Below are 14,853 nucleotides of genomic sequence, written 5' to 3'. Positions count from 1 at the left end.
AATTTATGAAGAACGGTTTGGCTGTTTCATTTTGGATCTTCGACATAAAAAAGAACATTAATAATGGATTTTCATGTCGTTTTTTCTGTTATTATATCTAAATGTAAGCCTTTACATTTGGGAAAAAATGGTGTTAAATGGGAGTAACGAAACCGCTTTCGACGTTGCATTTGTGAATAAGTAAAGGAGAAGTTTTATGTTTCCAACTATCTACGATATCGCAAAAAAGGCAGGAGTCTCTGCTTCAACTGTGTCAAAAGTCCTTAATGGACGTTCAGATGTCGGAAAAAAGACGGTTGAGAAGGTCAAGAGAATTACAGAAGAGTTAGGTTATTACCCGAATTCTATCGCGAGAGGTTTAGCAACGAAGAAATCCAAAACAGTTGGTGTATTTTTTAGAGACCATTTGAATACTGGGTTTCGACACCCATTCTTGCAAGATATTTTAGCAAGCTTTAAGGATGTAGTTGGTGAACATGGTTATGATTTAATCTTTTTTACAAATAATCATCCAGATAACCAAGTGGAAACTTTTGAGGCACGTGCAAGACACCGAAATGTTGATGGCTTATTTTTGCTAGGTGTTCCAAGAACAGATAAAAATCTTGATACCTTAGTACGTAGTGGAATCCCTTGTATGTCAGTTGATTTGGATTTAATCGGACCGCGTGCGAATTATCTTTGTTCGGATAACATTGGTGGGGCCGTAAGCGCTGTTGATTATTTAGTTAGTATGGGTCATAAAAAAATTGCTTTTATAACAGATTTTTTCTCCACCAAGCCGGGACAAGATAGATTACTAGGCTACAACCAAGCGATGGAAAAGCACAAACTCCCAATTGAAAAAAAATGGATTAAACGTAGTGATTTCACGGAGAAGGGTGGTTATCAATCAACCATGGAGCTGCTAGAGGATAGCCAATCCCCTTCTGCGATTTTTTGCGCAGGGGATATGATGGCGATAGGAGCTATGAAGGCTATCCAAAATAAGGGATTAGAAGTTGGTACAGACATTTCTGTAATTGGTTTTGATGATTTGAGTCTATTATCCTATGTATCTCCAAGTCTAACAACAGTTCGCCAAAAAAAGGAAATTATGGGGGAAACAGCCGCTGCGGAATTATTAAAACTTATGGATGATAGTAATTATCAAGCGAGTCCCTTTACCATTGATACAGAGTTAATCATACGGGACACAGTTTCAAAATACGTAAAAGGATGAGCATTTAAGGGGGTGGAATAAAGTGTAAAAGTAAGTAATTTTTCATTAAGATTATTGAAAACGGTTACTTAAGTGCATCGAATGTATACATCTTACAGTTTTATTTTAAGACACGTTTTCTCACAAAAAAAGAAAGGGGCAAAATGAATGAATGTAAAAAAACATGGTTTGCTTTTGTTGATGTTGCTTTTTGCTTTTGCTCTAGTTTTAGCGGGATGTACGGATAAAGGTTCATCTGATAACCAAAGTCAAGAGGAAACGGGAGATACTGGAAACAAAGATAGTAATGCAGAATTAAAACCTTTGATAGTTGGTCTTTCACCTGCAGGTCAATGGCAGGAAAACTTTAACCCATTTTCATCTACAGCGATGGGTGGTACAAATGGTTTAATTTATCAGTCACTTTGGTTCTTTGATAGTGTCAGTGGTGATGAGTATGCGATGCTAGCAACTGAATATGAGTGGACTAATGATAACAAAACGTTAATAGCAAAACTTCGTGAAGGCGTTACTTGGTCAGATGGAGAAGCTTTCAATGCTGATGATGTTGTATTTACGTTTAATTTACTTAAGGAATATCCTGCTGCAGATACATCAGGTATCTGGGCTCAAGTAACATCTGTGGAAAAACAAGACGATTTAACAGTCGCATTCAACTTCGATAAACCAAATGTTCCATTTCAATCTTATGTTTTAGGAGCATTAATTGTACCTGAACATATCTTTGCAGACCTCGGAGATCCTTCAAAAGCTCAAATAACAGATCCTGTTGGTACAGGACCATATGTACTAGAATCCTTCGATCCACAACTTTACAAAATGGTTAAAAACAAAAGTCATTATAATGCTGATGATTATACTGTAGAAGAAATTCATTTCCCAGCATTTACTGGAAATGACAGTGAACAATTAGCTTTAATTAAAGGTGAGCTTGATTGGGCAGGTATTTTTATACCGGATGCTGAAAATGTGTATGTAGCACAAAATCCAGAGCACAACCATTTTTGGTTCCCTGCAAGTAATAACGTTACGCTATATCCTAACTTAAAGAACCCAATTTTAAGTGATGTTGTTGTTCGTAAGGCAATAAGTCTTGCAATTGATCGTCAAAAGCTTTCTGATCAAGCAGCATCTGGATATGACCCACTTCCTAGTACAACTGCTTTAATCCTACCAAGAGATGAAAAGTGGATTGATCCTAAAATACCAGAAGACCAACTAAGCTACGAATATAATGTAGATAAGGCTGTCGAAATGTTAGAAGACGCTGGTTATAAAAAAGGAAAGGATGGAATATTTGTTTCACCGGATGGTGAGAAATTATCCTTCACATTACAAACTGTATCTGGTTGGACGGACTGGGCAACAATGGCACAGTTGATTTCCCAATCTTTGACTAGTATTGGAATTGAAGTAACCGTACAAATGCCTGAATTTGCAACTTATTCAACGAATATCCAAGGTGGCGAGTACGACTTGGCCATTTCTTGGACGAATGCAGGTCCGACACCTTACCTTCAATATCAAGATATGTTGAATAGTAATGGTAGCTGGAACCTACAGCAATGGAATGACCCCAAAACAGATGAGGCATTACAAATTTATCAAGGCACAACAGATGAAGCAGAACAAATGAAAGCAGTTCATTATCTTCAGAATGTAATGCTTGAACACTTACCAACAATTCCTTTGGTTAATGGTCCAGTATGGTACGAATACAGAACTGAAAACTGGGTAGGCTGGCCAACAGAAGAGGATCCTTATGTAAATCCAGCACCATTTAACTGGCCTGCACCTGCTATTGTCATTTCAAAATTGGAACCTGCAAACTAATACGTCTATGGGGAGAAGGCTTTGGCCTTTTCCCTTCATTATACTAAGTAAAATTGGAGGGGAAACAATGCGCTACGTGCTTAATCGCATCGGTTTTTTTATCCTATCCCTATGGGCTGCCGTTACATTAAACTTTCTATTACCCCGTATGATGCCAGGAAATCCAGCTGATGCAATGTTTGCAAAGTTCCAAGGGCAATTGACAACTGCCGCGTTAGACGCGATGAAGGAAGCTTATGGTATTGGGCAAGCTAGTTTATGGCAGCAATACATTGATTATCTCCAAGGATTATTGACATTTAATTGGGGCTTGTCATTCATGCAATATCCAACACCTGTAAGCGATATGATTCAAGCAAGTATCCCATGGACAATTGGCCTTGTTGGTATTTGTACGTTGATTTCTGTTTTTCTAGGTACTGCATTAGGTGTATATATATCCTGGAAAAGAAAAGGATTTCTTGACAATACTTTACCGGTGGTATCGATGATTTTTCAGGCATTGCCTTACTTTTGGGTTGCTTTACTATTTGTATTTGTTTTTGGTTTTAAACTCAACTGGTTTCCAATGTACCACGGCTATGATCCTGGTATCACACCTGGCTTTACTAGGGAATATATTTCAAGTGTGTTAAACCACGCATTTTTACCTGGTATTACATTAATACTTGGAGGATTAAGTGGTTGGATTGTAGGGATGCGTAATAATATGATGTATACACTTGGCGAAGACTACGTCACATTTGCTGAAGCAAAAGGTGTCAAAACATCAAGACTAATGTTTACATATGCAGCACGAAATGCTATTTTACCTCAATTAACCAGTTTCGCTATTGCGATGGGGAATGTGGTCAGTGGAGCTATTTTAACAGAGCAGGTCTTCTCTTATCCTGGGATTGGCAATCAACTAACAAGTGCAGTACGTTCACAGGACTTTCCTATGATTCAGTCTTCCTTTCTATTAATAGCTGTAGCTGTCCTTGTTGCTAACTTAATTGTTGATCTATTATACAGTCGTCTGGATCCAAGGATTCGTTCAGGGGGGATTGAACAGTGAAAACGGAATTAGCACCATCATCACAACAAAAGGTAGCCCCAAGGCGAAGCAATTTTTTTACCGTATTAGGTGTATTAAAACCTTTCTTTACCAATGCAAAGTCAGCAACAGGTTTTATTATCTTTTTACTCTTTCTTTTCATTGCAATTTTTGCACCACTGATTGCGCCATATTCACCGAGTGCAGCCATTCATGTGCCAAATTTAGCACCAACTGCTGATCACTGGTTTGGAACAACGAATACCGGACAGGATATCTATTCACAGTTTATTTTCAGTGCTAGGAATACAATGATTGTCGGATTTGGTGCAGGTTTTCTATGCACCATCATTGGATTGCTTGTTGGAGTTGTGGGTGGGTATCGCGGTGGTTTAACGGATTCAATCTTAAGCTTTTTTACAAACCTCTTTTTAGTCATGCCTGGATTAGCCTTGTTGATTGTTATTCAAGCTTATTTACAAGCTTCTACACCTTTTTTAACGGGTTTAATCATTGCCCTTACAGGGTGGGCGTGGGGAGCACGTGTCTTCCGTTCTCAAACGATGACACTTGCCAACCGTGATTTTATTTCAGCAGCAAAAATGTCAGGGATGTCTTCATTCCGAATAATGGTTACACAAATTTGCCCAAATATGATGTCTATTATTGCTGGTAATATGATGTTCGCAACATTGGGAGCAATTCTAGCTGAAGCTGGTCTAGCTTTCCTTGGTTTCCAAGACATTAATTCCATTAGCTGGGGTACAATGCTCTACTGGGCGAGTAATAATAGTGCCATGCTTAGAGGAGCTTGGTGGTGGTTCATTCCTCCTGGATTAGGAATCGGGTTAGTTGGACTTAGTTTGGTACTCATGAATTTTGCGGTTGATCAGATAACCAATCCTCGTTTAAAGGCACAAAAAAGGAGGAAGAATCATGGAAGAAAAAATACCAGTGCTTGAGCTAGAAAATGTTTCAGTTGGTTATGATTCACAAGCGGGGATGGTTCAAGCGGTTAATGATGTATCCCTTACAATCTATGAAAATTCGATCGTTGGTTTAATAGGGGAATCGGGTTCAGGAAAATCGACTCTTGGGAATGCAATTATGCATCTATTAAAAAATAATGCTGTTATAACAAATGGTGAAATAAAAGTAATGGGTAAAAACATATACAGTATGGGTAGAGAAGAACTGCGTAGATTCCGCTGGAGTCAAATGTCAATGGTTTTTCAAAGTGCCATGAATGCCTTAAATCCTGTATTAACAATAGAAGAACAATTTCTTGATGTATTTCTTAGTCATAACAAAAATATGTCAAAGAAAGAAGCAAGAGTGAAAGCAGCCGAGTTAATGAAAATTGTTAGTATTGATCCAGCCCATTTAAAAAGCTACCCACATGAATTGTCAGGCGGAATGAGGCAGAGGGTTGTCATTGCGATTGCCATTGCACTTGATCCTAAATTAGTTATTATGGATGAACCAACAACAGCATTAGATGTTGTTGTACAGCGTTCCATTCTAGATAAAATCAAAGAAATCCAAAAGGTGAAAAAGTTCGCGATTTTGTTTATCAGTCATGATTTTAGTTTGGTATCAGAGCTAGCTTCAAGGGTAGCCATCATGTATGCAGGTAGATTCGTTGAAATTACCGATAGTCAATCACTAAGCCAATCGGAACAAAAACACCATCCCTACACGGAAGGTTTAATGAAGGCGATTCCACACCTGACCGCAGATGATGTAACAATTGAAGGTATACCTGGAAATCCACCCGACCTTGTGGAATTGCCAAGCGGGTGTGCCTACCATCCACGGTGTCCCTATGTGCATGATCGATGTATGACGGAGCGCCCAGCAATAAGTAAGGTAGTAAATAGGGAAATTGAGTGCCATCTCTATGAAGTGGTGAGAAAAGAGGTGCAAAAGTCATGAAGGAAGCAGTCTTACATGATTCCTCGATTCTAGTGGATGTTAAGGATTTAGTTATAAAATTTCCTGTGCGTGGTCATAGGGAAAAGAAGTTTATCACACCTGTTGATAAGGTTTCTCTCCAAATTAAAAAAGGTGAAGTTCTCGCATTAGTTGGCGAATCAGGTAGTGGGAAAACAACAATTGGAAGAGCCTTAGTAAGACTTTTAAAACCAACAGAAGGCAATATCGTTGTTAATGGTAATGAAATTAACGATTATAAAGGGAAGGAACTTAAGAATTATAGACAAGTTGCTCAAATGATTTTCCAAGATCCATTTGGATCTTTGAATCCTGTTAAAACAATTGAAAGTCATGTTACATTTCCTTTGAAAAAGCATCAAGGATTTAAGGGGAAGGAATTAAGTGAGAAAATTTCCGAATTACTTGTTCAGGTTGGTTTAACACCTGTAAATGAGATAAGAAAAAAATATCCACATGAATTATCGGGTGGGCAAAGACAACGTCTTGCTATTGCTCGGGCATTAGCGGTTAATCCACAATTTATCGTGGCAGATGAACCCACATCAATGTTGGATGTATCAATACGAGCCGGAATTCTTCAATTAATGAATGTATTGAAGAGAGAGCTCAATTTATCTTATTTATACATTACGCATGATTTGGCCTCTGCTCGCTATTTTGGAGACAGAATTATGGTTTTATATGGCGGTAAGGTGATGGAAATTGCGGAATCAAAACAACTCATAAAAAAACCGTTAAATCCATATACCCAATTATTACTTGCCGCAACACCTGGAAGTGAATCTCAAATCAACTTAACAGATATGTCAAATGAACCACCGGATTTGACTGAAGGCAGACTAGGCTGTCCATTTGCCCATCGTTGTCCATTGGCAACTGACGTGTGTAAAGAAACTATGCCTTCACTCAATGAAACAAATCAAGGTCACTTTGTGGCATGTCATCATTGGAAGGCTGGGACAGGTTCGTTGTCCTAGTATTGAGTACAGGAACTTGAAATATGAACTATGATTAAAAAACACTCTTATTGTTATTTACCAGACTATCAAAGAGCCTCTTTTTAAGAGGCTCTTTTTGATATTTTTCAAAGTTTTTCGAGTAATTGTTCATTTCCCACCCAGTCTGTTCTATAGGCTCTAAATTTTTAATGATAATTTATCGCACCAAAGCGGTGAATCTCCGTAAAAGACTAACCTACTATAAGATTGTCTATCATTTTAGATACTTAGGCCCGTACCAGATTCAAGTGTCAAACACCATTATGGTAATAAATAACTGAATTTACAAAATATATTGACCGCGGTTGTAGAAAAATAGTAGTGTAATGGAGGTAAGACAATATTACGTTTCTAACACAATAATTACTTCTACTCAACAATTCCTCAACAGTTCAAACACTGCATAAGAACCCGTACCTACTTTGTTTATTCCTGACAGCTAAAAAGTAAAAAGGTTTCGAAGAATCCTTTTTTGCTTTTTTATCTGTATAAAAAGTACATAGAAGGGAGTGTAACACCGCAAATATCATAACCACACTGACTATCAGTAAAAATTCTTTTTGGAGGTATGTGGATGAGAAAATGGTTTCGTATTGCAATTGTTGTGTTACTAGTATTCACGATGTTTGCAGGAACTTCATTTGCGAATCAGCCAGATCAAGCAAAAGGAAATCAAGACTTTATTGAGGGAGAGCTGATTGTATCTGTTGAACCGAAAAATGGTAAGTCGGATATCACGATACAGAGCGAACAAAGTATAAAAGCACAGGAAGATGTTCTAAATAGCAAAGGATTTACAATTATCGACACACTCCATGTAGAAGAATCTTCTGTAAAACCACTCGTAAGTAAAAGTTTCAACAAAAAAGTAGTCGAAAAAATGGGCTTAGTCTACTTGGTAAAGTACTCCCCAGACCAATACAAATCTAGTAACATAGCAAAAAAGGAATTACGTAACGAATTAAAGAATCTAGGTTTCAAGCTCCGTTATATTTCCGAAAACTATAAAATGATGGCGATTGAAGGGACTGCAACAATCCAAGCTGTGCATCAAAATCAAAAATGGCATTATGACATGATTAAAGCACCAGAGGCGTGGACAATTACCAATGGTTCGAATGCTGTTAAGGTAGCTGTATTGGATACGGGGATTGACCATAACCATCCTAGTCTAGCCAATTTCGTGAACACAAGCTTAGGTAAAAGCTTCGTTGGTGGAACTACGATGGATGTTCAAGGACACGGTACGCATGTTTCGGGCACGATAGCAAGCTATGGAACTGTTTCGGGGGTCATGCAAAATGCAACCCTGATCCCTGTAAAGGTATTGGGTGATGATGGTTCAGGTTCTTTATATGGAATCACACAAGGAATTCTCTACGCTGCTGATATTGATGCTGATGTCATCAATATGTCATTAGGTGGCGGGGGGTATAACCAAAGTATGGATGAAGCCGTCCAAACTGCTGTTGCCCAAGGAACAATTGTCGTTGCGGCAAGTGGAAATGATGGTGCTTCAAGTATTTCCTATCCTGCGGCTTATGACAGTGTGATTGCAGTCGGATCTGTGACATCAAACAGAACCCGGTCAAGTTTTTCAAACTATGGCTCAGGCTTAGAACTAATGGCACCAGGTTCTAGCATTTATAGCACATATCCAAACAGTCGGTATACAACCTTGTCTGGAACATCAATGGCGACTCCACATGTAGCGGGGGTAGCAGGTTTACTACGAGCAGCAAATCCTGATATTTCAGTAGCGGAAGCCAGACAAATATTACGCGATACTGCACAAGAGGCTGGAAGCTTTACGCAGTATGGATATGGTATCGTCGATGCACATGCCGCAGTTGTAGCCGCTTCAGGAGGAGGCGGTGGTACAACACCTCCACCACCAACATCAACAGATACTGTCACCACTGTTTCAACAAACTATAGCTACTATTACCGTGGGGAAACGATTTATGTAACGAGTACGGTTAAAGATAAAAATGGTGCAGCTATTGCAAACGCAACAGTTACCTTTAAAATAACACGTCCAAATGGCACAAGTGTTACATCAACTGGAACCACAAATTCGTCTGGTGTTGCCACTTGGTCAATTGGAACAAACTATTACACAGCAACAGGCACATATCAAGTTGATGCCACAGCATCAAAGAGCGGGTATACCACAAGTACAGCTTCAACGACATTTAAGATGTATTAAAGGATAAAAAGGGGATTCTTGGCCAATAACAGTGCGACTATATTTCCCGAAAATTTTTTTCAAGGAGCTTCCTTTTGGAGGCTCTTCTTTTTTCTTGCATAAAATCGGATGTACTTAAGATGTCATGTTGTTGACTACTTGCAGGTCCGTTATAATAAAGATAAAGAAAGTGGAAAAGAATAAGATTGTATGTGCAAAATGGATTGCTGAATTTTATACAGATTACGATGATTGTAAGGAAGGTGTACAGGAACTGGAAAGGATGTATAGCTTCTCCGTATTGGACAACAGAACAAACCGAGTACCCCGACGACTTTGGCTGGTAAAAACAGGAGGACAAGATGCCCAAGCATATCTATGTAGTAGCCGGTGTAATCACCGATAAAGAAAAAATACTATGTGTCCAAAGAGGGCCAAACAACTTACTAGCTTTAAAATGGGAATTCCCAGGTGGGAAAATCGAAAAGGATGAAACCTCCGAAGAAGCACTTCAACGCGAAATAAAAGAAGAAATGCTTTGTGAGATTGATGTTGGCTCCCAAATTGATGAAACCGTTTATGAATATGATTTTGGCATTGTTCATTTATCAACTTATTCATGCAAATTAGTAAAAGGAACACCAACGCTCACAGAGCATGCCGCGCTAAAATGGTTATCATCATCCGAACTTCCAAGTTTGGATTGGGCACCAGCCGATCTACCGACGGTTCGAAAATTAATGGAACAGGAATATTGAAGTGTAAATGTAGAGGATCAGAAACTATAAATCTATAAGGCTATCAGTAGCATACAATTAGTCTCAAATGAAAACTCAAGTGATTAAACTTGAGTTTTTTTATGTGTTTCTTTCTTCTCATATTTCTACGTAAAAACTAGCACAATCTTAAAATCAGTAGTCTTTAAAAATGATTACTGAATAAAATACTTACTAGGAACTAGCGTCGATTTCAGAGCATTGTATGGGCGTTGTTGAAAATGGAGGTTTACTTTTTTTAAAAAAATCTGGGGGAGGAAGTTATGAGTTCAATATCAAGTGTCTATATGCCTAAAGCTATTTTGTATGGAACTAATTCTTTTAAACAAGTAGGATTGGAAACAAGTAAACAAGGAACTAACGCTCTGATCATAAGTGACAAAGTTATGGAGAATCTTGGTTATGTTAATGAATGCCAAAATATGTGTAATAAAGAAGAAATTCGTTATTCCACCTATTTGGGTATAACTTCCGAACCGACTGATATATTCGTAGACGAAGCCCTCGAAGTACTCAAACAAAATAATTGTGACGTTATTATTGCATTAGGTGGAGGAAGTTGCATTGACACCGCCAAAGCTGTTGCCGTACTTGCTACAAATGGCGGAGATATTAGTGATTTTATGGGGAATATAAAAATGGCAGATAAAAAGGCTATCCCACTGATTGCAATTCCTACCACTGCAGGTACCGGCTCAGAAGCAACTGATGTTACAGTTATAACGAATACAAGAAATGATGTAAAAATGATGATTAAACAACCTATGTTTATTCCAGAAGTTGCAATTGTTGACCCTAAATTAATACTTTCATCTCCCAAAAGTATCACAGCAGCAACTGGTGTAGATGCCTTAACACATGCAATCGAAGCATATATCTCAAGACGTTCACATCCATTTACAGATACACTTGCATTATCCGCGATTAAATTGATCTTCGATAACATTGAAGAAGTTTATAAGAATGGTAGTAATATAGAAGCAAGAGAAAAAATGTCTTTAGGAGCTTTAAAGGCTGGCATCGCATTTTCAAATGCATCTGTTTGTTTAGTTCATGGAATGTCAAGACCAATAGGAGCCATATTTCATGTCCCACATGGTGTATCAAATGCGATGTTATTACCAGCAATTTTGGAATATAGTAAACCGAATTGCATTGATCGATTGGCCAGTATCGGACGGATTATTAAACCAGAGTTAAGTGGTTCTTCTAATGAAGAAATAGCAAATATGGTTGTACATGATATAAAGAAACTATGTTTGAATTTGAATATCCCTAACATGAAGGAGTGGGGGATAGAAAAACAAGAATTAGATAAAGTGGTTGGGAAAATGGCGAAAGATGCAATTGCAAGTGGAAGTCCTGGAAACAATCCAAGAATCCCGACAGAGGAAGAAATTATTGAATTATACCAAATTTGTTTTGATTATAAATACGAACGAGTTACAAATAAATAAATCCCCTAATTGTGTAAGTAAATTAATGAGTTAAAACTAGTTCACGTACCTATGAGCTAGTTTTTTTATTTTAATACTACCATTACATTACTTTCTTAGGTGAAAAGAAGGATTTTTCGACAGCTAAATGGAAAGTATTTACTAATAGATTAAAAAATGTCGAGGTGACACCAATGTTGAAGCAGGGGATATATGAAGAAATTATTTCTCGAAAATTAAAAAAAGATCTTGCTGACCTAGATATAAAAGAATATGACATTGGCAAGGAAATGATTGATACAGAAGAAGCTAGAAAGATACTTTCCACATATATTTCTACAGTTACAAGACGGGCACTCAAATTTGTCAGGGATAATCAAAACGATGATAAACAAGCCTTGCTTGATCAAATACGTACCTGTAATGAAATCATTAACGTTTTAAGCGAGAGACTAGACGAAGAAGAATTTCGAGGCCTAAAAATTGAGGAGGAAGGAGAAGTCCTAACTTCAATTTATACAAAGATAAATTCAATTCGCAGCATTCGTAACGGGGAGGTCATTCGACCAGTAACCCCTATTTCGCAAAGTTCACTTTTTACAGGGTCAAACTATGAGCCCAATTTGCTTGGCGAACTGAAAAAGGAAATTTTGACCGCAGATTCTATTGATATGCTCGTATCTTTTATAAAATGGAGCGGTCTAAGAATTCTGATAAACGAACTGAAGGAATTCACTGAGCAACCGGGAAAAAAGCTTCGAGTCATCACAACATCTTATATGGAAGCGAGTGATTACAAGGCCATACATGAACTAAGCAAACTTCCTAATACAGAAGTCAAAATTTCCTATGATGTTGATCGAACTAGACTACACGCGAAAGCTTATTTGTTTAAAAGGGAAACAGGCTTTAGTACAGCTTATATTGGTTCTTCAAATATCTCAAATCCAGCTCTAACATCGGGATTAGAATGGAATATCAAGGTTACAGAAAAGGATTCATTTGATATCGTCAAAAAGTTTGAGGCGACCTTTGAAAGCTATTGGAACGATCATGAGTTTGTGCCGTTTCATGCAGAAAAACAAGAGGATCAAGACCGACTAAAGATTGCACTATCAAAATCGAAAATACAAAATCAAAATAATTTTCCAATCCTGTTTGATATCCAACCTTATTTATACCAGAAGGAAATCCTTGAAAAGCTGCAGGTTGAGAGAGAAGTGTTCGGACGATATAGAAATTTGCTTGTCGCAGCAACAGGCGTTGGAAAAACCGTTATTTCTGCATTCGACTATAAACGATTCAAGAAGAAAAACACACATTCCGCGAGACTGTTATTTGTTGCGCACAGGGAAGAAATTTTAAAACAAAGCTTAGATACATTTCGTGTCATCTTAAAAGATCCTAACTTTGGAGAGCTTTTAGTGGGTAAGCACCACCCAGGCTCATTGGACCATTTATTTATCAGCATCCACAGCTTTAACAGTAAAGAGCTTTTCAAACATACAACCAGTGATTACTATGATTTTATCATTGTAGATGAATTCCACCATGCGGCTGCCAACTCTTATCAGAAGCTATTAAATCATTACCATCCAAGAATCTTACTGGGGTTAACGGCGACCCCGGAAAGGATGGACGGAAAGGATATACTAACGTATTTTGAGGACGCGATTTCAGCAGAAATGAGATTGACCGAAGCTATTAATCGAAAGCTTTTAAGCCCGTTTCAATACTTTTGTGTGACAGATACTGTGGATCTTTCAAAACTAAAATGGAGCCGTAAAGGATATGAAATTAAGGAACTAGAAAATGTCTATACATCGAATTCAATCCGTAGCAATCAAATCGTAAAAAGCCTTTACAACTATGTGACTGATATAGAAGAGGTAAAAGGTCTTGGTTTCTGTGTGTCGATTGAACATGCAAAATACATGGCTGCGTTTTTTAATGAGGTGGGGATTCCTTCAGTTGCACTATATGGAAATGTAGATCCTAACGTAAGAAGTGATGCCCAGGAACAGCTAGTAAACGGAGAATTAAAGTTTATCTTCGTTGTCGATTTATACAATGAGGGAATCGATATTCCTGAGGTTAACACGATTTTATTTTTACGTCCTACTGAGTCATTAACGGTTTTTCTCCAGCAATTGGGTCGTGGGTTGAGGCTTGCTGACGGGAAAGAATGCTTAACGGTGCTTGATTTTGTAGGACAAGCCCACAAAAACTATAATTTTGAAGATAAGTTTCGGGCCTTAATTGGTAAAACTAAGCATTCCGTAACTTATTATGTAGAAAACGGCTTTTTAAATGTCCCTAAAGGTAGCTTTATTCAGTTAGAGAAGCAGGCAAAAGAATACATCCTTCGAAATATTAAAACAAGTAGTAATACAAAGGCAAATCTCATTTCTAAGCTAAAGTATTTTGAGGAAGATACAAATGAACGCCTAACTTTACGTAATTTCTTGAAGCATCATCATATGTCCATCTACGATTTCTATGGTAGAAATCGCAATCGCAGTTTTTCAAGAATGATGGTTGAAGCGGGGCTGAATGATGAATTCCATTGGGATTTTGAGAACTTTGTAACAAGCCGTTTACAGAATCTGTTTTTCTTAAATTCAAGTACGTTGTTAAAATTCCTACTTCGCTATTTGGATGAGAGTACGGTCCAGAACGAAGAAGAACGCATCATGTTAAACATGTTTTATTATTCCTTTTATAAAGCCTATCCAGAAAAAGAGGGATTAACTTCAATTGAGGATGGAGTTTCAAAAATATTATCGAATAAGAACTTCCGTGAAGAAATACAGGAAATTTTGCTCTATCAGTTCAACTCAATTGAAACAATGGAAATCAAAAATGACTTATCATTCATTTCACCATTACGCGTACACTGCAGCTATTCAACCGCTCAGGTAATGGCTGCACTCGAATACTATAATGAAGAAAAAACACCGGCATTTAGAGAAGGTGTCAAGCATTTCCAAGATAAAAATCTAGACATTTTCTTCATTACATTAAATAAATCGGAAAAGGATTTCTCGCCTTCAACCTTATATGAAGACTATGCAATTAATGAAAAGCTATTTCACTGGCAAACACAAAGTAAAGTAGCTGAACACAGCCCAACGGCTCAGCGCTATATTCATCACAGAGAAAACAATCACCAAATCGCACTTTTTGTCAGGGAATACAAACAAGAAAATGGCCACACCGCCCCCTTTGTATTTCTCGGGAAAGCCGACTACGTAAAACATGAAGGAAATAAACCAATGAGCTTTGTGTGGAAGTTACGGGAGGAAATGCCTTCGTATTTGGTGAGTAGGGCGAATAAGAATGTGTTGTAAGGCTTTATAAAAAGAGGGCTTGATTTTAATCAAGCTCCCTTTTGTTTTCATGGACAAA

The 14,853-nt window shown here is 37.7% G+C and carries 10 protein-coding genes; all 10 read left to right on the top strand.

Features of this window, described 5'->3' with window-relative positions; translation table 11 throughout:
• The first annotated feature begins 196 nt into the window (after window positions 1-196).
• The 10 genes from BTHG_RS05315 to BTHG_RS05270 all read left to right on the top strand — a co-directional run bounded on the left by BTHG_RS05315 (window position 197) and on the right by BTHG_RS05270 (window position 14,795).
• Complete coding sequence (locus BTHG_RS05315; protein WP_010283118.1) at window positions 197-1,222, top strand: LacI family DNA-binding transcriptional regulator; 1,026 nt, start codon at window positions 197-199, stop codon at window positions 1,220-1,222.
• A 147-nt stretch (window positions 1,223-1,369) separates the two neighbouring features.
• A complete protein-coding gene (locus BTHG_RS05310) occupies window positions 1,370-3,055 on the top strand; it encodes an ABC transporter substrate-binding protein (protein WP_010283116.1) in 1,686 nt (561 codons plus the stop codon).
• A 67-nt stretch (window positions 3,056-3,122) separates the two neighbouring features.
• Entirely contained in the window at window positions 3,123-4,112 is a 990-nt protein-coding gene (locus tag BTHG_RS05305; protein ID WP_010283114.1) for an ABC transporter permease, read from the top strand.
• Window positions 4,109-5,053 carry an ABC transporter permease gene (locus tag BTHG_RS05300; protein WP_010283112.1) on the top strand — a complete coding sequence of 315 codons (945 nt, stop codon included), beginning with the start codon at window positions 4,109-4,111 and terminating at the stop codon, window positions 5,051-5,053. The genes BTHG_RS05305 and BTHG_RS05300 overlap by 4 nt, the downstream gene beginning before the upstream one ends.
• The gene (locus tag BTHG_RS05295; protein ID WP_010283110.1) at window positions 5,028-6,026 is read left to right on the top strand and encodes an ABC transporter ATP-binding protein; all 999 of its coding nucleotides are present in this window, start codon (window positions 5,028-5,030) and stop codon (window positions 6,024-6,026) included. The genes BTHG_RS05300 and BTHG_RS05295 overlap by 26 nt, the downstream gene beginning before the upstream one ends.
• Window positions 6,023-7,024 carry an ABC transporter ATP-binding protein gene (locus BTHG_RS05290; protein WP_010283108.1) on the top strand — a complete coding sequence of 334 codons (1,002 nt, stop codon included), beginning with the start codon at window positions 6,023-6,025 and terminating at the stop codon, window positions 7,022-7,024. The genes BTHG_RS05295 and BTHG_RS05290 overlap by 4 nt, the downstream gene beginning before the upstream one ends.
• Window positions 7,025-7,619: 595 nt before the next feature.
• Complete coding sequence (locus BTHG_RS05285; protein WP_010283106.1) at window positions 7,620-9,254, top strand: S8 family peptidase; 1,635 nt, start codon at window positions 7,620-7,622, stop codon at window positions 9,252-9,254.
• A gap of 341 nt (window positions 9,255-9,595) precedes the next feature.
• Entirely contained in the window at window positions 9,596-9,991 is a 396-nt protein-coding gene (locus tag BTHG_RS05280) for a (deoxy)nucleoside triphosphate pyrophosphohydrolase (protein ID WP_010283104.1), read from the top strand.
• Between the two features lie 281 nt (window positions 9,992-10,272).
• Entirely contained in the window at window positions 10,273-11,466 is a 1,194-nt protein-coding gene (locus BTHG_RS05275; RefSeq protein WP_010283102.1) for an iron-containing alcohol dehydrogenase, read from the top strand.
• 173 nt (window positions 11,467-11,639) lie between these two features.
• Window positions 11,640-14,795 carry a DEAD/DEAH box helicase gene (locus tag BTHG_RS05270; protein ID WP_042341424.1) on the top strand — a complete coding sequence of 1,052 codons (3,156 nt, stop codon included), beginning with the start codon at window positions 11,640-11,642 and terminating at the stop codon, window positions 14,793-14,795.
• Window positions 14,796-14,853 lie beyond the last annotated feature (58 nt).

Source organism: Bacillus timonensis (assembly GCF_000285535.1).
In the GTDB taxonomy this organism is placed as follows: Bacteria; Bacillota; Bacilli; order Bacillales; family Bacillaceae_L; genus Ferdinandcohnia; species Ferdinandcohnia timonensis.
Note: the sequence above shows the minus strand (reverse complement) of the source record. Positions and strands in the feature narration are given on the sequence as shown.